This is a genomic window from Streptomyces sp. NPDC051286 (genome assembly GCF_044455345.1).
Classification (GTDB): Bacteria; Actinomycetota; Actinomycetes; order Streptomycetales; family Streptomycetaceae; genus Streptomyces.
Genome location: NZ_JBITER010000004.1, coordinates 231,797 through 249,487 on the forward strand (window position 1 = coordinate 231,797; position 17,691 = coordinate 249,487).

The following is a 17,691-nucleotide window of genomic DNA, read 5'->3' on the forward strand; positions in this document are numbered from 1 at the left end:
GATCCCCGGGGCGGGGCAGCGCAACAGGGCAGCGACCCGGTGGCTGCCAGGGCCGGGGCGCGACGGACGCACGCGTTGCCTGTCCGGCCAGGTTGGCTACCCGAGCGCGCGCACCCCCGCCGTGACGACGACGGCAGCTCCCACGACCACCAGGAAGGGTGCGCGCAGCACCAAGGCGAGTGCGGCGGCGGCGAGCCCCGCACCCCGGGCGTCGAGCACCAGGTGCTGTCCGTTCCCGAAGGTCTGCTGTGCCGTGAGGGCCGCCAGGAGCGCCACCGGCAGGAGCGCGGCAAGACGCTGTACGAGCGGGCGTTCCAGTGCCCCCGCGGGGACGAGCAGTCCCAGCAGCTTGGCGAGGTAGCAGCCGGCGGCGGTGAGGGCGATCGCTATCCATACGTTCATCGGGCGTCCTCCGTCGTGGTCGCGTCCTTGGCCGCGCTGTCCGTGGCCGATGCCTTCCTGCGTCCCATCAAGAAGAGGACAGCGGGTGCGGCGAGCGCGGCAAGCAGCACGGGTACGCCCGCGGGCAGCACGGGCAGCGCCCCCAGGGCGAGCAGGACGGCGAGAGCGGCCGTGACGCGCTCCGTGGTGCTCTTCAGCATCGGAGCGAGCAGGGCGAGGAAGACGGCGGGGCTTGCCGCGTCCAGCCCCCAGGTGTCGGTGTCGCCGAGCGCCTCGGCGCCCAGCGCCCCCAGCAGTGTGGTCAGGTTCCACAGCACGTACAGGGTGAGTCCGGTGACGGTGAAGCCGATCCGTGCGGCCCGCCGGGTGGGCTGCGGCAGCGTCACCGCGGTCGTCTCGTCGATGACCCAGTGGGCGGCGAGCGGTCGCACGGCGCGCGGGAGGGCGAGCAGCTGTGACAGCCGCAGACCGTAGAAGGCGTTGCGTACGCCGAGGAAGAACGCACCGGCGGCGGCGGTGTACGGGTTTCCGCCTGCGGCAAGGGCGCCCACCAGCGCGAACTGCGAGGCGCCTGTGAAGACGAGGAGGCTGAGCGCGCAGGTCTGGAGCAGGCTCAGGCCGGAGCCCGCCGAGGTGACACCGAAGGCGAAGCCGGAGAGGCCCACCGCGATACCGACGCCGAGGGCGTCGCGGATGACGGCCGCGTCCGGCTTCGCCTCGCCGACGGCGGTCTCGGCTGTCTCGGCTGTCTCGCCGAGTCTCTTTGAGGATGCTGTCTGTTCTGGCACGGCCAGAACGCTACGCGGACGAAGCTGGACCGGTCTTGTACGTTTTTGCGCGTTCGCGCTGGTACGCGCCGGGCGGCACCCCCACGATCCGGGTGAAATGACGGTTGAGGTGCGGCTGATCGGTGAAGCCGACCCCTGCCGCCGCGTCCGCCGGCGCGATGCCCGCATCGAGCAGCCGCCGTGCACGCCGCACCCGGGCATCGGTGAGCCAGGTGTGCGGCGGCATCCCGTACTGCTTCTTGAACGCACGCAACAGGGCGAAGGGGCTGGTGCCGAGCTCGGCGGCCAGCGTCTCCAGTGTCGGCGGCTCGGCCATGCGGCTCTCCAGCACCGCACGCGCCCGCTCCGCGTCCTGGGTGCCGGCCGACCGGGGAGCACGGGCGGGCAGCACGGTGCCGTGGCGGCTGAGCAGCCGCGCGACCATGATCCGCAGCATGCTGTCGGCGGCGAGCGCATTGCCCTCCTCGGCCGCCCGGTGCACCTCGCCGATGAGCCGGGCCGCCTCCGGGTCCAGGACGCTGGTCTCGGCGAAGCCGACCGTGCCGCGCAGCCGCGTCGTATCGGCAGCGATGTCGTTGATCACCTGCGCGGACGGGTACAGCGTGGCGTACACCCAGCCCTCGGGGGTCCCGGCCCGGGCGGTGTGCGGCACCTCCGGATTGATCATGACGACGGTGCCGGGACCCGCGTGCACGGTGCCGCCGGGCAGCCCGACGTCCTCGACGCCCCGGGTGATGGTGCCGAAGACATAGCCCTCGTGACTGTGGCGCGGGAAGGTGTGGCGGACGTACCGGGCGCGCAGAAGATCGAGATCGGGCAGTTCCGCGTACTGCCAGTACCTGGCCCACTCCCCCGGGGCCGAATCCGGGGCCGGCCCCGGATTCAATGGTGCCGCCATAGCCGGAATTCTCGCAGGTACCGGACGTGGTCAGCGCCCGGTACCGGCCATCCTCACCGTCCAGTACCGGCCCTCGTCACCCTGGGGTACCGATCCTTGTCACCCCCGGCATCAGTCCGTTGTCAGTGGTCGGGTGCACGATGGGGGACATGGCCGGCTCTGCTCTCCATGCGTTCTCCCCCGCCACCCGCAGCTGGTTCGCGGGTGCCTTCAGCGCGCCGACGTCCGCGCAGGAGGGCGCCTGGCGGGCGATCGGCGAGGGCTCGGACGTGCTGGTCGTCGCGCCCACCGGATCGGGCAAGACGCTCGCCGCGTTTCTCGCCGCGCTGGACCGGCTGGCAGCCGTTCCGCCGCCCGCCGAGGCGAAGAAGCGCTGCCGCGTGTTGTACGTGTCGCCGCTCAAGGCCCTCGCGGTCGATGTGGAGCGCAACCTCCGCTCGCCGCTGACCGGCATCCGCCAGGAATCGGTGCGCCTCGGGCTGCCCGAGCCCGATGTGCGGGTGGCCATCCGGTCGGGCGACACCCCGCCCGCCGAGCGTCGCTCCATGGCGACCCGCCCGCCGGACATCCTGATCACCACCCCCGAGTCGCTGTTCCTGATGCTGACGTCGTCGGCGCGCGAGGCGCTGTCGGGGATCGAGACGGTGATTCTGGACGAGGTGCACGCCGTCGCCGGTACGAAGCGGGGCGCCCATCTCGCCGTATCGCTGGAGCGCCTCGACGAGCTGCTGCCGCGTCCCGCGCGGCGGATCGGTCTGTCCGCGACGGTCCGTCCGGTCGACGAGGTGGCGCGGTTCCTCTCCCCGCAGCGGAAGGTGGAGATCGTCCAGCCGCCGTCCACCAAGCAGTTCGACCTGTCGGTGGTCGTGCCGGTGGAGGATCTGGGCGAGCTCGGCGGTTCTCCCGCCACGGACCCGGACCAGGCGGGCCAGGCGGACAAGCCATCGATCTGGCCGCATGTCGAGGAGCGGATCGCCGATCTCGTCCAGGCACACCGCTCCACCATCGTCTTCGCCAACTCCCGCCGTCTCGCGGAACGGTTGTGCAACCGGCTCAACGAGATCGCCTACGAGCGAGCCACCGGCGAAACGATGCCGGAGGCCCACTCCCCCGCCGGGATCATGGCCGAGTCCGGTGCGGCGAAGGGCGCCCCCGCGCTGCTCGCCCGCGCCCACCACGGTTCGGTCTCCAAGGAGCAGCGCGCCCAGGTCGAGGAGGACCTCAAGGCGGGCCGGCTGCCCGCCGTGGTCGCCACCTCCAGCCTGGAGCTGGGCATCGACATGGGCGCGGTCGATCTGGTGATCCAGGTGGAGTCACCGCCGTCGGTCGCCTCCGGGCTGCAGCGGGTCGGCCGGGCCGGCCACCAGGTCGGCGCGGTCTCCACCGGAGTGGTGTTCCCGAAGTACCGGGGGGACCTGGTGCAGTCGGCGGTGGTCACCGAGCGGATGCGCACAGGCGCGATCGAGGCGCTCCGGATCCCGTCGAACCCGCTGGACGTGCTGGCCCAGCAGCTGGTCGCCATGGTCGCCCTGGACACCTGGCAGGTGGACGACCTGCTGGCCGTGACCCGCCGCGCGGCCCCCTTCGCCTCGCTCCCGGAGTCGGCGTTCACTGCCGTGCTGGACATGCTGGCGGGCCGCTATCCGTCCGATGCCTTCGCCGAGCTGCGTCCGCGCGTGGTGTGGGACCGCGTCGCCGGTACGGTCACGGGCCGCCCCGGCGCCCAGCGGCTCGCCGTCACCTCCGGCGGCACGATCCCCGACCGCGGGCTGTTCGGGGTCTTCCTCGCCGGGGCCGACCCCAAGAAGGGCGGCGGCCGGGTCGGCGAGCTGGACGAGGAGATGGTGTACGAGTCCCGGGTCGGCGATGTCTTCACCCTGGGCACCACGTCCTGGCGGATCGAGGACATCACCCGCGACCGGGTCCTGGTGTCGCCCGCCCCGGGCGTTCCGGGACGGCTGCCGTTCTGGAAGGGCGACCAGCTGGGCCGCCCGCTGGAGCTCGGCCGCGCGCTGGGCGCGTTCCTCCGCGAGATCGGCGGACTGTCGCCCGGGGACGCCAGGTCGCGGCTGCTCGCCGCCGGTCTCGACACCTGGGCCGCCGACAACGTCCTGTCGTACATCGACGAGCAGCGCGACGCCTGCGGCCATGTCCCCGACGACCGGACCATCCTCGTCGAGCGCTTCCGCGACGAGCTGGGCGACTGGCGGGTCGTCGTGCACTCCCCCTTCGGCGCGCAGGTCCACGCCCCTTGGGCGCTGGCTCTGAGTGCGCGCCTCGCCGAGCGGTACGGCATGGATGCCCAGGTGATGCATGCCGACGACGGCATCGTGCTGCGGCTCCCCGACGCCGACATGATGGGCCTGGACCTCCTGGATTTCGATCCGTCCTTCGATCCGTCCGGGAACCCGGTCCGGGAGGCGGCTGCCCCGTTGGCCGCGGCATACGACAGCGACCAGCCTCCGGTCGGCGCCGCGGACGTCGCCTTCGACCAGGGCGAGATCAACCAGATCGTCACCGACCAGGTCGGCGGATCGGCCCTGTTCGCCTCCCGCTTCCGCGAGTGCGCGGCGCGTGCCCTGCTGCTGCCCCGTCGCAGCCCCGGCAAGCGCACCCCGCTCTGGCAGCAGCGCCAGCGTGCCGCCCAGCTCCTCCAGGTGGCCTCTGAGTTCGGCTCCTTCCCGATCGTTCTCGAAGCGGTCCGCGAATGTCTTCAGGACGTCTTCGACGTTCCCGGGCTCGTGGAGCTGATGGGCGACCTCGAAGCACGCCGCGTCCGTCTGGTCGAGGTGACCACCCAGGAGCCCTCGCCCTTCGCCCGCTCGCTCCTCTTCGGTTACGTCGCGCAGTTCCTGTACGAGGGCGACTCGCCGCTGGCCGAGCGGCGGGCGGCCGCGCTCTCGCTGGACTCCCACCTCCTCGCCGAGCTTCTCGGCCAGGCGGAACTGCGCGAGCTGCTCGACGCCGAGGTACTGGGCGAGCTGCAGCAGGAACTCCAGTGGCTCACCGAGGACCGCCGGATCAAGGACATCGAAGGCGTCGCCGATTTGCTGCGCGTCCTCGGCCCGCTCACCGAGGCCGAGTTGGCCGAGCGCGGCGCCGAGCAGCCCTGGGCCCCGGAGCTGGCCTCGGCCCGACGGGCCATCCGGGTCCGGATCGGCGGAGCCGACCACTGGGCGGCGATCGAGGACGCAGGCCGGCTGCGGGACGCGCTGGGCACGGCCCTCCCGGTCGGCGTGCCGGAGGCGTTCACCGAGCCGGTGAAGGACCCGCTCGGCGATCTCCTTGCCCGCTATGCCCGCACGCACGGCCCGTTCACCTCCACCCAGGCGGCTGCCCGCTTCGGTCTCGGCATCGCCGTCACGGACGGCGCGCTGCAGCGGCTCGCCGCCTCGGGCCGGATTGTGCAGGGCGAGTTCCACCCCGCCGGCATCGGCCAGGAGTGGTGTGACGCCACGGTGCTGCGCCGGCTCCGCCGCCGCTCGCTCGCCGCCCTGCGTCAAGAGCTGGAGCCGGTCCCGCCCGCAGCCCTCGCCGGCTTCCTTCCGCAGTGGCAGCATCTCGGGAACAACAGCCTGCGAGGAATCGACGGACTGGCCCGCGCCATCGAGCAGTTGCAGGGCGCTCCCGTCCCCGCGTCGGCACTGGAAAAGCTGATCCTGCCGGGACGCATCACGGGATACACCCCAGCCCTGCTCGATGAACTCACCACCACCGGCGAGGTGATCTGGGCCGGTGCCGGTGCCCTTCCCGGGAAGGACGGCTGGCTGTCCCTCTATCTCGCCGACAGCGCACCCCTGCTCCTCCCGCCCCCGCACCCTCTCGAACTCAGTTCGCTGCACGAATCCGTCCTCACCGCACTGACCGGCGGATACGGGCTGTTCTTCCGGCAGATCGCCGATCAGGTGCGCGCCACCACGCACCCGGACTGCACCGATCCCCAACTCGCCGATGCCCTCTGGGACCTGACCTGGTCCGGCCGGCTGACCAACGACACGCTGGCTCCGCTGCGCTCACTTCTCGGCTCCGGACGCACAGCGGGATCGACGGCCCACCGCGCCAAGCGCAGCGTCCCACGCGGCCGTTACGGCTCACTCACCGCCACGGCCCGCCCCGCATCGCGCACCGGTCCGCCCACCGTCTCGGGCCGTTGGTCACTGCTGACCGGAACCGAGCCCGATCCCACGCACCGCGCCCACGCCCTGGCCCGCACCCTCCTCGACCGGCACGGTGTGGTGACCCGTGGCGCGGTCCAGGCCGAAGGCGTCGAGGGCGGCTTTGCCGCGACGTATCGGATCCTGGCCGCCTTCGAGGACAACGGGCAGGCCCGCCGCGGCTATGTCGTCGAGGGTCTGGGGGCGGCCCAGTTCGCGATGGACGGCGCGGTCGACCGGCTCCGTGCGGCCTCCACCGCCCGCGACCGTGCGGAAATGGGCGCGGCGCCCCGCGCACTGGTTCTCGCGGCCGCCGACCCGGCCAATGCGTACGGCGCGGCCCTGTCCTGGCCCGAACCGCCGGACGGCGCCGGACACAGACCGGGGCGCAAGGCAGGTGCCCTGGTCGTCCTGGTCGACGGCGAACTGACGCTGTACATGGAGCGCGGCGGCAAGACGCTGCTCGCTTGGCCGACCGACCCGGAGGACCCCGCGCTCCGGGCGGCGGCTGAGGCGCTGGCCGGTGCAGCGCGCGCCGGGGCGCTCGGCACGGTCACGGTGGAGCGCACCAACGGCGCCTCGTCCCTGACCTCGCCGCTGGGCCGCACGCTGGAGACGGCCGGATTCCACGCCACTCCAAGAGGCCTCCGCCTGCGCGCGTGACCCCGCACCGCACCTCAGAGCCTGTCGGCCGCCCTCTGATCGGGCGGCCACGGCGTGGCACGCACGCTTCCGGCGTTGCCGAAATGCCCCCTAGGGCCTGTTCTGAGTTCCCCGCCTGCGCCCCGACGCCCCGCACGCACGCTCGCCGCACGGCCCCGCAGGACAGGTGGCTCCGCCACACGACCTGCGACACCGCACGCCGATCGCACGCACCGACCGCCGCTGCGCCCGCGCTTCGCGCGAACGACGGGGAACTCAGAACAGGCCCTAGCAGCTCCTTCCCCAATCTCTCAGCTTCGTTCGAGCAGGGGAGAACCCATCCGAGGACCTTCCGGCGCCTTGGAATCGCACGCACCACGCCGCGTCTGCTCTCCGATCGAAGGTCACCCGACAGGCTCTCAGCCCACACATCCACCGATACCCACCCGCATACCCGCCCCGCACCACGCATCATGGAGGTATGCCCGAAGGAGACACCGTCCTGCAGACCGCCCAGCGTCTGCAAACCGCGCTGGCCGGTCAGATCCTCACCCACTCCGACCTGCGCGTTCCCCGCTTCGCCACGGCGGACCTCACGGGCCGGACCGTTCACGACGTCACCCCGCGCGGCAAGCATCTCCTCACCCGGATCGAGGGCGGCCTCACCCTGCACAGTCATCTCGGGCTGGACGGCGCCTGGCGCCTCTACACTCCGCGTGAGCGCTGGCGCGGCGGCCCGGACCACCAGATCCGCGCGGTCCTCTCCACCGCCCACCACACCGCGGTCGGCTACCGGCTCCCCGTTCTCGAACTCCTCCGCACAGTCGACGAGGAGAAGGCGGTCGGCCACCTCGGGCCCGATCTGCTGGGCCCCGGCTGGGACCCCGACACCGCCCTGCGCAACCTGCTGGCCGACCCTGACCGCCCCCTCGGCGAAGCCCTCCTCGACCAGCGCAACCTGGCCGGTATCGGCAACATCTACAAGGCCGAGCTCTGCTTCCTCGCGCGCGCCACCCCCTGGCTCCCCGTCGGTGAGCTGCCCGCCTCCACCGCCGCCCGTCTGGTCGCCACGGCCAAGCAGCTCCTCGAAGCCAACCGCAACCGCACGGTCCGCACGACCACCCGAGCACAGCCCAACGGCTACGGCCCCCGTGAGCGTCTCTGGGTCTACGGCAGGACGCACCGCCCCTGTCTGCGCTGCGGCACCCCCATCCGCGTGGCGGAGCAGAACACCCGCCCCGCCTACTGGTGCCCACGTTGCCAATCAGGCCCCACACCATAGTTGACGCATCGTCAGATCCACCCGTACGGTCCGGACATGCCTCTCACCGCGTACGACCTCACCGGCCGATCCGCGTTCATCACCGGAGCGGGCGGCGGCATCGGCCGAGCCTGTGCCGTCCTGCTCGCGGAGGCGGGAGCCGCCGTCCACTGCGCAGACCTCGACGAGAAGGGCCTGCTGGAGACCCGGGAAATGATCACTGCGGCAGGTGGCGAAGCCCACGCCCATCCCCTCGACGTCACCGACCGCAGTCAGCTCAGGAGTGCGGTCACCACAGCGGGTGAGGTCGGCATCCTGGCCGCCGTCGCCGGAATCATGCATACGAGCAGCGTTCTGGAGACGGCTGACGAGGACCTCGACCGGGTCATGGCCGTCAATTTCAAGGGGGTTCTGTATGCGTGCCAGGAAGTCGCCCGCAGCATGATCGCGCGCGGCGCACCGGGCTCGATGATCACCATGGCCTCGGGCGCGGTAGACGCCTCAAGTCCGGGCCTGCTCTGCTACAGCGCGGCCAAGGCGGCGGTCGTCCAGTTGACCAGGACTCTGGCGACCGAGCTGGGCCCTCAGGGCATCCGCGTCAACGCTGTCGCCCCCGGCTGGATCCGTACGCCGATGACCGCCCGCCACGACGCAGAGCAGCAGCACCGGGCCGAGGGCGTGATGGTACGGATATCCCCGCTCGGCCGCGTGGGTGAGGCCGAGGATGTCGCCCACACGGTCCTGCACCTCGCATCCGATGCTTCGTCCTTCATGACGGGTCAGATTCTCCGTCCGAACGGTGGCGTCGCCATGCCCTGGTAGTACGCCAGGCCGTCTCGACACCGCGCACCCCTGCCACGCACCACGCGCCCGCGGCAGCACCGATCGCCTCCGCACGCGCCCTGAGCGTTCCCGTGGGCCGGACGCTCGCGGCCACATGGACGGGCAGGAGGCTGAGCCCCCACCCGCCCGCCGTCACCGCGCCCTCGACCAGCCCGGCATGTTCCGGCTGAAGGACCAGCCGGAGCACGGCCCACCACCACACTCCGCCGAGAACGAGCGCGGGCACCCATCTCCGTACCATGGCTGCCTCCTCCGGCCGAACCTAGTCCGGCCCGATCGCCCAGCGGGAGGGCGTACCGGCGCAGTACCGGCGCGCTTGTCCGGGGGCGGACACCGTTACGCGCTCTCCGTCTGGCTCGTCCAGGCGTGCTGCCGCAGGTTGACGGCCCGAGCTGCGCAGGGAACAGCGCTCCGGAACCGATACCGCTCAGGCACTGCGATCTCGGTGACCGTGGTGTTCCCCTCTGCAGTCTCGCCCGGGACCACCGGAGCCGCATCCAGAATCTCTGGTGTCGCCGTCGGGGGCAGCTACTTCTACGCGGTGGTTGAGCTGAAGCGGTGCTCCGGACGCAGGGCGCCCTGAGGACACAAGCTTCGTTGACCGGCACACCCGTCCGGAAGGGCGCGCGAGTCCCTGACGGCGGCGTCCGCACACACCAGAGCCCCGGCCACCCCCGCGAAGGGGGCCGACCGGGGCTCTGGTTCACACCGGACCGCGCGGGTCAGGCGGCGACGACATCCACCGCTTCCGCGGGTGCCTTGATCGTCACCCTTCCCGTCGGCACACCTGCCACCGACGTCACGGAGACGGAATTGAGCATTGGGCGTACCGGCACTGGCACCGGATCGCTGGCTGCTGCCGACTCGGCCAGCTCAGCCAGCGACAGCTCATCGCTCACTTCACGCATGAGCTCGGACATCCGTACGTCAAGCGCGTCGCAAATGGCGGAGAGCAGCTCGGAGGATGCCTCCTTCTGCCCCCGCTCCACCTCGGAGAGATAGCCGAGCGAGACTCGGGCGGACGAGGAGACTTCGCGCAGAGTACGGCCTTGGCGCTGGCGCTGCCGACGCAGCACGTCACCAAGCAGGCGACGGAGCAGAATCATCGGTGGCTCCCTCCTCGGACCGCGTAGCCGCATCCTTCACGCCCCACCGTACCGCCTCGCGCTGCGGCCGTGCGGGGAGCGATGTCGTGTTCACTCAGGGCTGCAAACATCAATTCCCCCCGTTCTGTTCCGTATCCTGTGCGCTCGCATTGTCGTCGAGTTCTCCGGAGAGCAGTTCGAGCAGGCTCCGTACGCTCTTTCTACGGATGTCCGCCCGGTCACCGTTCAACCGCAGCGCGGCCACTTTCTCCGCGCCCTCCGGTCCCGCCACAGCGACGTAGACCGTGCCGACCGGCTTTCCGTCCTGTTCATCGGGTCCCGCGACGCCGGTCGTCGCCACTCCCCAGTCTGCACCGAGAATCCGCCGGACACCGATCGCCATCTGTCGGGCGACCTCGGGATCCACGGCTCCGCGCGCTGCCAGCAGGGCCCCGTCCACGGCCAGCACATCCCGCTTCAGGGACGTCGCGTAGGCCGTCACGGACCCGCGGAAGGAGCGCGAGGCACCGGGTACGGAAGTGAGCTCCGCCGCAACCAGGCCGCCGGTCAGCGACTCGGCGACGGCGAGGGTCTCCCCTCGCCGTACGAGCTGCTGCAGCACCCGGGCCGCGGCAGTCACCGCTCGGCCTCCGCCGGGCCACGGACCTCGGCCGCCTCGGCAGCCGCCGCTGCGGCCCGTTCGGCCGCCAGACCCTGGCGCCGCAGCACCACGGCCTGACGCACGTAGTCGAGTCCGGTGACGACCGTCAGCACGACGGCCACCGCCATCACCCAGAAGCGCAGTGTGGCGAGCGGGCCGGTCAGCGCCAGGATGTACATCCCGACGGCCGTCCCCTGTGCCAGCGTCTTCATCTTCCCGCCGCGACTGGCCGGGATCACCGCATGCCGGATCACCCAGAACCGCATCAGCGTGATGCCGATCTCGCGGAAGAGGATCAGGCCGGTGACCCACCACGGCAGATCACCGAGGTACGACAGACAGATCAGCGCGGCCCCCATGATCGCCTTGTCGGCGATCGGGTCGGCGATCTTCCCGAAGTCGGTGACCAGGTTGTACGTACGCGCCAGATGACCGTCGAAGAGGTCGGTGATCATGGCGATGGCGAACGCCGCCCAGGCGAAGGACCGCCAGGCGGGGTCGTAGCCGCCGTCGTGGAGCAGCAGCACAACGAAACCCGGCACCAGCAGCAGCCGCGCCATGGTGAGGATATTGGCGATGTTCCACAGGCTGGCCTGGTTGACGGCCGCAGCGCCCAGCTTGCCGCCGCGGACCGGCTTCGCGCCGGAACCGCCTGCCGCGGATGCCGGGACTCCCGTCATCTGGCCGCCTCCGCAAGCTCGGAACACTCGGCCACCAGGTCCACTCCTTCGGTGCCCACCACCTTTGCCTCGACCATACGGCCCGGCGCGAGACCCTCGCGTGCGGTGAAGAGCACCTGGCCGTCCGTTTCGGGTGCCTGGTGCGCAGCACGCCCCACCGCGCGCGGCTCGTCCTCGGTGGGGTCGACGGACTCGACCAGCACCTGCAGGGACTCCCCGAGCCGCTCCTCGGCACGCTGCGAGGTCAGCTCCTCGGCCAGCTGCGAGATGTGCGCGAGCCGCTCCGCGATGACGTCGGCGTCCAGCTTGTTGTCGTAACCGACCGCCTCGGTGCCCTCCTCGTCGGAGTAACCGAAGACGCCGATCGCGTCGAGCCGTGCGCCCGTGAGGAAGCGTTCCAGCTCGGCGAGGTCCGCCTCGGTCTCCCCGGGGAAGCCCACGATGAAGTTCGACCGCGCACCGGCCTGCGGCGCCTTGTTCCGGATGGTCTCCAGAAGCTCCAGGAAGCGGTCGGTGTCGCCGAAGCGGCGCATCGCCCGCAGCACACCGGGGGCGGAGTGCTGGAAGGAGAGGTCGAAGTACGGGGCGACCTTCGGCGTCGAGGTCAGTACGTCGATCAGACCGGGCCGCATCTCGGCGGGCTGCAGGTAGCTGACCCGGATCCGCTCGATCCCGTCGACGTCGGCGAGCTCCGGCAGCAGCGTCTCCAGCAGCCGGATGTCGCCGAGGTCCTTGCCGTACGAGGTGTTGTTCTCGGAGACCAGCATGACCTCCTTGACGCCCTGCTCGGCCAGCCAGCGGGTCTCCTGCAGCACGTCCGAGGGGCGCCGCGAGATGAAGGAACCGCGGAAGGACGGGATGGCGCAGAACGAGCAGCGGCGGTCGCAGCCGGAGGCGAGCTTCACCGAGGCGACCGGGCTGGTGCCCAGCCGGCGGCGCAGCGGGGCGCGCGGCCCGGAGACCGGAGCAACGCCGTCCGGGAGGTCCGCGGGGGCCGGGGCGGCTTCCTGCGCGTGTCCGGGCAGCGCGACGGCGGCGTCCTGCCGCTCGGCCGGGCTGATCGGCAGCAGCTTGCGCCGGTCACGCGGGGTGTGGGAGGCGTGGATGCCCCCGCTGAGGATGGTCTGGAGGCGGTCGGAGATGTCGGCGTAGTCGTCGAATCCGAGGACTCCGTCGGCTTCCGGCAGGGCTTCGGCAAGGTCCTTGCCGTAGCGTTCGGCCATGCAGCCGACGGCGACCACGGCCTGGGTCCGGCCATGGTCCTTCAGATCGTTGGCTTCGAGGAGTGCGTCGACGGAGTCCTTCTTGGCGGCCTCGACGAACCCACAGGTGTTGACGACGGCGACATCCGCGTCGGAGGCATCCTCGACGAGCTCCCAGCCGTCCGCTGCCAAGCGGCCTGCGAGCTCCTCCGAGTCCACCTCGTTACGGGCGCAGCCAAGAGTGACAAGGGCGACGGTACGGCGTTCGGGCATGGGCTCAAGACTACGTTGTCCTGGCACGGGCCCCGCCGAGCAGGGTTCCCCTGTGACAGCGAGTAACAACGAGTCGAGCGCCCGGCTGAACAGCCGGGCGCTCGTGTCACAACGTGCTGTCGGTCAGCCGACCTCAGGGTCGCCCTTCGTGTACGTGAGCCGTTCGACCTGACCCGGCTGGAACTTGTCCTCGACCTTCTTGCCGTTGACGAAGAGCTCGATCGAACCGGCGTCTCCGAGGACGAGGTCGACGCGCTCCTTGTCCTGGAAGGTCTTGGACTGGCCCTTCTGCAGCAGACCGTCGAAGAGCATCCGCCCGTTGTGGTCCTTGGCGGAGATCCAGCTCTTGCCCTGAGTGGCGCTGAGCTTGACCGTCACCTTGTCCCGCGGGGCCGCGGCGATGGCACTGTCGGAGGGTGCGGGCTTGGGGGCTGAGGTCTTGGTGGACTTGGGCTTGGGACTGTTCGTGTTGGGCGTCGAGCCCTCCGCGACCTGGGTGTTCGTACCGCCGTCGTCGCCACCCTTCAAGAAGGTGAAGCCGACGAAGCCGATCACGACGACGATCGCCGCGACCATGGCGGCGGTCCAGTTGGGCCGACGAGGATCGGAACGGATCCGCTCGGCTTCGAACAGCGGCGCCGCCGGTGTGGGCGCGGGTCGGCCGCCGTGCTCGCCGTCGTATTGCGAAACCAGTGGTTCCGGATCGATGCCGACTGCACGCGCCAGCGTACGGATATGGCCGCGGGCGTATACATCGCCGCCACAGCGGGTGAAGTCGTCCTCTTCGATCGCGTGCACGATGGGGATGCGCACCCGGGTGGACGAGCTGACCTCTTCGACCGTGAGACCTGCGGCGATTCGAGCCTGCTGGAGCACTCGACCGATCGAAGGCCGGTCGTCTTCGGGGGAGTTGCCGATGGACACGGGGGCGCCTTTCGAGCGTGAGCCACCTGCTGGGTGTTCAGTCTAGGGGTGGTACGAAAGGGTGGGGCAACCGGGAGAGAGGACTTTGTACGCCATCAGATTCGAACACTGTCCCATTTACCGGACCGCCCCGTGGAAGTACATTCTGCTGTCCCTCCAGTCAAATTGACGTACGACCCGACGAAACGGTTGCTCTTCCCACCCTTACGACGCTGTTTCCCCGCGGATCTGGGCCAACACCCCATCCAGCTCGTCCGGTTTCACCATGACGTCGCGCGCCTTGGACCCCTCGCTCGGTCCGACGATGTTGCGCGACTCCATCAGATCCATCAGCCGGCCTGCCTTGGCGAAACCGACCCGCAGCTTGCGCTGGAGCATCGAGGTGGACCCGAACTGGGTGGAGACGACCAGTTCGGCTGCCTGGCAGAGCAGGTCGAGGTCGTCGCCGATGTCCTCGTCGATCTCCTTCTTCTTGGCGGAGCCGACCACCACGTCCTCGCGGAAGACCGGCGCCATCTGATCCTTGCAGTGCTGGACGATGGCCGCGACCTCGCCCTCGGTGACGAAGGCGCCCTGCATGCGGGTGGGCTTGTTGGCACCCATCGGCAGAAACAGTCCGTCGCCCTTTCCGATGAGCTTCTCGGCGCCGGGTTGATCCAGGATCACGCGGCTGTCAGCGAGCGACGAAGTCGCGAAGGCGAGCCGGGATGGCACGTTCGCCTTGATCAGACCGGTGACCACGTCGACCGACGGCCGCTGGGTCGCGAGCACCAGGTGGATTCCGGCAGCGCGCGCCAGCTGGGTGATGCGGACGATGGCGTCCTCGACGTCGCGTGGAGCGACCATCATCAGGTCGGCGAGCTCGTCGACGATCACCAGGAGATACGGGTACGGCGAGAGCTCGCGCTCGCTGCCTTCCGGCGGCTTGACCTTGCCGTTGCGCACGGCCTGGTTGAAGTCGTCGATGTGCCGGAAACCGAACGCGGCCAGGTCGTCGTACCGGAGGTCCATCTCCCGTACGACCCATTGCAGGGCCTCGGCGGCGCGCTTCGGGTTGGTGATGATCGGCGTGATCAGGTGCGGGATGCCCTCGTAAGCGGTCAGTTCGACGCGCTTGGGGTCGACCAGTACCATCCGCACGTCGTCCGGGGTCGCCCGCACCATGACCGAGGTGATCAGGCAGTTGATGCAGGACGACTTGCCGGAACCGGTCGCACCGGCCACCAGTACGTGCGGCATCTTCGCGAGGTTGGCCATCACGTAGCCGCCCTCGACGTCCTTGCCGAGCGCGACCAGCATCGGGTGGTCGTCCTCGGCCGCGTCCGCGAGCCGCAGCACATCGCCGAGGTTGACCATCTCCCGGTCGGTGTTGGGGATCTCGATGCCGACGGCGGACTTCCCCGGGATCGGCGAGATGATCCGGACGTCGGGGCTGGCGACGGCGTACGCGATGTTCTTGGCCAGCGCGGTGATCCGCTCGACCTTCACGGCCGGGCCGAGCTCCACCTCGTACCGCGTCACCGTCGGTCCACGGGTGAAGCCGGTGACGGCGGCGTCGACCTTGAACTCGGTGAAGACGTTGGTCAGGGAGGCGACGATCGCGTCGTTGGCAGCACTCCGCGTCTTGCCCGGACCGCCGCGTTCCAGCAGGTCGAGCGAGGGCAGCGCGTACGTGATGTCGCCGGAGAGCTGCAGCTGCTCGGCGCGGGCCGGCAAGGGCTGGGACTGCGACGGATCGGGGGCGGGCTTCGTCAGATCGGGTACACCGCCGGAGGTCGCCGCACCCTTCCCCGCCCCGGTGCCCGGCTCCGCCTCACGGGCGCCCGGCACCGGATTGCCCGACTGCGCGCGGTCACGCTCGACGGAGACGCCCTGGGTCAGGTCGGCGACGATCGCCGAGGGCGGCATGCCGTTGAGCACCGCGCCGTCGAGCGCCGCGGCCGCGGCCGCTGCGACATCCACCGCGTCCATGGTGCGGTTCATCGCGGGCTGCACGGACGGCCTGCGCGGCCTGCGGCGCTTGGAGAGCGCCTCGGCCTCCGCCTGCTCGGGAGCGTACTCCTCGGGCGCCTCGGAGCGGCGCACGGACGGGCGTCGCGAGCGGGCGGGAAGCGCCTCGCGCCACTGCTCGTCGTACCGCTCGTCGTCGCTCTCGCCCTCCGCCTCGGGGTCGTACACCGGGTCGACGATCCCCAGCCTGGAGCCGAGCAGCCGCAGCCGCTGCGGAATCGCGTTCACCGGGGTCGCGGTGACGACGAGCAGACCGAAGACAGTGAGCAGCAGGAGCAGCGGTACGGCGAGGACCTCGCCCATGGTGAAGACCAGCGGCTTGGAGGCGGCCCAGCCGATGAGTCCGCCGGCGTCCTGCATCGCCGCGGTGCCGTCTCCGCGGCCGGGCGATCCGCACGCGATGTGGACCTGCCCGAGCACACCGATGACCAGAGCCGAGAGTCCGATGACGATACGGCCGTTGGCCTCGGGCTTCTCGGGGTAGAGGATCAGCCGTACGGCAATGGCACCGAGCAGTATGGGCACGAGCAGATCGAGCCGCCCGAAGGCACCGGTGACGAGCATCTCGACAAGGTCGCCGACGGGACCCCGCAGATTCGACCAGGTGCCCGCGGCCACGACCAGCGCGAGACCGAGCAGCAACAGCGCGACGCCGTCCTTGCGGTGTGCGGGATCGAGTCCCTTGGCACCGCGGCCTATGCCGCGGAACATCGCGCCGACGGCGTGGGCCGCACCGAGCCAGACGGCGCGCACCAACCGGTACACACCCCCGGTGGGAGACGGTGCGGGCTTGGGCGCAGCCGCCTTCTTCGCCACCGCCTTCTTGGCCGGAGCCTTCTTCGCGGGTGCGGTCTTCTTCGCGGGCGCGGCTTTCTTCGCCGGGCCCGCGGTACGGCCGGGACGCTTCGCGGTGCCCGCCGTGCCCTGGGAACCCTTGCCGGACGTACGTGAGGCCATGGGGCCGAGGTTACCGGTGTTGGCCGCCGTGAACACGTGCCCCTCTTGGTTCACCCGACCGTGTCGTCCTGCAGAGACCGGAAACTGACACGCCCTCACCAGGGGCGGATCGAGCGGCTGCCCCCGAACCCGGTTCCCGGGCCGGGGGGTTCGGCGAGCGGCGGCGTTATGAGGGAAGCGCGGCCGTGCCGCTTCCGGTGCCGGGCTCCAGCGCATCGAGCGCGCGCCTCAGTCCGGTCAGTTTCCGTTCGAGATGGGCCGCGGTGGCCACCGCGGCGGCGTCCGCCGACTCGTCGTCAAGCTGCTTGGAGAGCGCCTCCGCCTGCTCCTCGACGGCCGCGAGGCGCGCCGAGAGCTCGGCCAGCAGACCGGCAGGCTCCTTCTCCTGGCCGGCGCCGGGGTGGCCGCCGCCCTCCAGCTGTAGCCGCAACAGCGCCGCCTGTTCACGCAACTGGCAGTTCTTCATGTACAGCTCGACGAAGACCGAGACCTTGGCGCGCAGCACCCAGGGATCGAACGGCTTCGAGATGTAGTCCACCGCGCCGGCCGCGTAACCCCGGAAGGTGTGGTGCGGACCGTGGTTGATCGCGGTGAGGAAGATGATCGGGATGTCCCGGGTCCGCTCCCGTCGCTTGATGTGCGCGGCGGTCTCGAAACCGTCCATCCCAGGCATCTGGACGTCCAGCAGAATGACCGCGAAATCGTCCGTGAGCAGCGCTTTGAGCGCTTCCTCCCCTGACGATGCCCGTACCAGCGTCTGATCGAGCGCAGAGAGGATGGCCTCCAGCGCCAGCAGATTCTCCGGCCGGTCATCGACCAGGAGGATCTTGGCCTTCTGCACCATGGCCCGTCCTCCTCGCCCCGGAATTGCACCGGGCGCCGCCCCAGGGGACGACTCCCTTACGCCGTCC

The 17,691-nt window shown here is 70.6% G+C and carries 14 protein-coding genes; 3 read left to right on the forward strand and 11 right to left on the reverse strand.

The genetic code is table 11. The annotated features are described in order from the left end of the window. Positions 1-96 precede the first annotated feature (96 nt). Genes ACIBB8_RS07070 through ACIBB8_RS07080 form a run of 3 tightly spaced genes read right to left on the reverse strand, consistent with a single transcriptional unit; the run spans position 97 to position 2,088 of the window. Positions 97-402: an AzlD domain-containing protein gene (locus tag ACIBB8_RS07070; RefSeq protein WP_398949397.1), complete on the reverse strand. Its 306-nt coding sequence runs from the start codon at positions 400-402 to the stop codon at positions 97-99. Then, on the reverse strand, positions 399-1,190 hold the full coding sequence (locus ACIBB8_RS07075; RefSeq protein ID WP_398949398.1) for an AzlC family ABC transporter permease: 792 nt from the start codon (positions 1,188-1,190) through the stop codon (positions 399-401). Before ACIBB8_RS07075 ends, ACIBB8_RS07070 begins: the two co-directional genes overlap by 4 nt. Before the next feature lie 10 nt (positions 1,191-1,200). After that, complete coding sequence (locus ACIBB8_RS07080) at positions 1,201-2,088, reverse strand: AraC family ligand binding domain-containing protein (RefSeq protein ID WP_398949399.1); 888 nt, start codon at positions 2,086-2,088, stop codon at positions 1,201-1,203. A gap of 149 nt (positions 2,089-2,237) precedes the next feature. Here ACIBB8_RS07080 and ACIBB8_RS07085 point away from each other — a divergent pair, with 149 nt between their 5' ends. The 3 genes from ACIBB8_RS07085 to ACIBB8_RS07095 all read left to right on the forward strand — a co-directional run bounded on the left by ACIBB8_RS07085 (position 2,238) and on the right by ACIBB8_RS07095 (position 8,967). After that, a complete protein-coding gene (locus ACIBB8_RS07085; RefSeq protein ID WP_398949400.1) occupies positions 2,238-6,905 on the forward strand; it encodes a DEAD/DEAH box helicase in 4,668 nt (1,555 codons plus the stop codon). Positions 6,906-7,365: 460 nt separating this feature from the next. Further along, the gene (locus tag ACIBB8_RS07090; protein WP_398949401.1) at positions 7,366-8,166 is read left to right on the forward strand and encodes a DNA-formamidopyrimidine glycosylase family protein; all 801 of its coding nucleotides are present in this window, start codon (positions 7,366-7,368) and stop codon (positions 8,164-8,166) included. Between the two features lie 36 nt (positions 8,167-8,202). Beyond that, positions 8,203-8,967, forward strand: coding sequence for an SDR family NAD(P)-dependent oxidoreductase (locus ACIBB8_RS07095; protein ID WP_398949402.1), 765 nt, complete (start codon positions 8,203-8,205; stop codon positions 8,965-8,967). Here ACIBB8_RS07095 and ACIBB8_RS07100 read toward each other — a convergent pair. The 8 genes from ACIBB8_RS07100 to ACIBB8_RS07135 form a co-directional block, all read right to left on the reverse strand. After that, entirely contained in the window at positions 8,915-9,229 is a 315-nt protein-coding gene (locus ACIBB8_RS07100; RefSeq protein WP_398949403.1) for a hypothetical protein, read from the reverse strand. The two genes, ACIBB8_RS07095 and ACIBB8_RS07100, sit on opposite strands and share 53 nt — an antisense overlap. 481 nt (positions 9,230-9,710) lie before the next feature. Then, a complete protein-coding gene (locus ACIBB8_RS07105; protein WP_018105285.1) occupies positions 9,711-10,094 on the reverse strand; it encodes a helix-turn-helix domain-containing protein in 384 nt (127 codons plus the stop codon). Between the two features lie 109 nt (positions 10,095-10,203). Then, positions 10,204-10,713 (reverse strand): CinA family protein, encoded by a 510-nt coding sequence (locus ACIBB8_RS07110; protein WP_398949404.1) that lies wholly within the window; start codon positions 10,711-10,713, stop codon positions 10,204-10,206. Then, entirely contained in the window at positions 10,710-11,414 is a 705-nt protein-coding gene (gene pgsA, locus ACIBB8_RS07115) for a CDP-diacylglycerol--glycerol-3-phosphate 3-phosphatidyltransferase (RefSeq protein WP_398949405.1), read from the reverse strand. The genes ACIBB8_RS07110 and pgsA overlap by 4 nt, the downstream gene beginning before the upstream one ends. Next, positions 11,411-12,889 (reverse strand): 30S ribosomal protein S12 methylthiotransferase RimO, encoded by a 1,479-nt coding sequence (gene rimO, locus ACIBB8_RS07120; protein WP_366138275.1) that lies wholly within the window; start codon positions 12,887-12,889, stop codon positions 11,411-11,413. Before rimO ends, pgsA begins: the two co-directional genes overlap by 4 nt. A gap of 123 nt (positions 12,890-13,012) precedes the next feature. Further along, complete coding sequence (locus ACIBB8_RS07125) at positions 13,013-13,813, reverse strand: helix-turn-helix domain-containing protein (protein WP_398949406.1); 801 nt, start codon at positions 13,811-13,813, stop codon at positions 13,013-13,015. Positions 13,814-14,017: 204 nt separating this feature from the next. Further along, complete coding sequence (locus ACIBB8_RS07130) at positions 14,018-16,780, reverse strand: DNA translocase FtsK (protein ID WP_398949407.1); 2,763 nt, start codon at positions 16,778-16,780, stop codon at positions 14,018-14,020. A 166-nt stretch (positions 16,781-16,946) separates the two neighbouring features. Further along, positions 16,947-17,624: a response regulator gene (locus ACIBB8_RS07135; protein ID WP_358858908.1), complete on the reverse strand. Its 678-nt coding sequence runs from the start codon at positions 17,622-17,624 to the stop codon at positions 16,947-16,949. Positions 17,625-17,691: the final 67 nt, after the last annotated feature.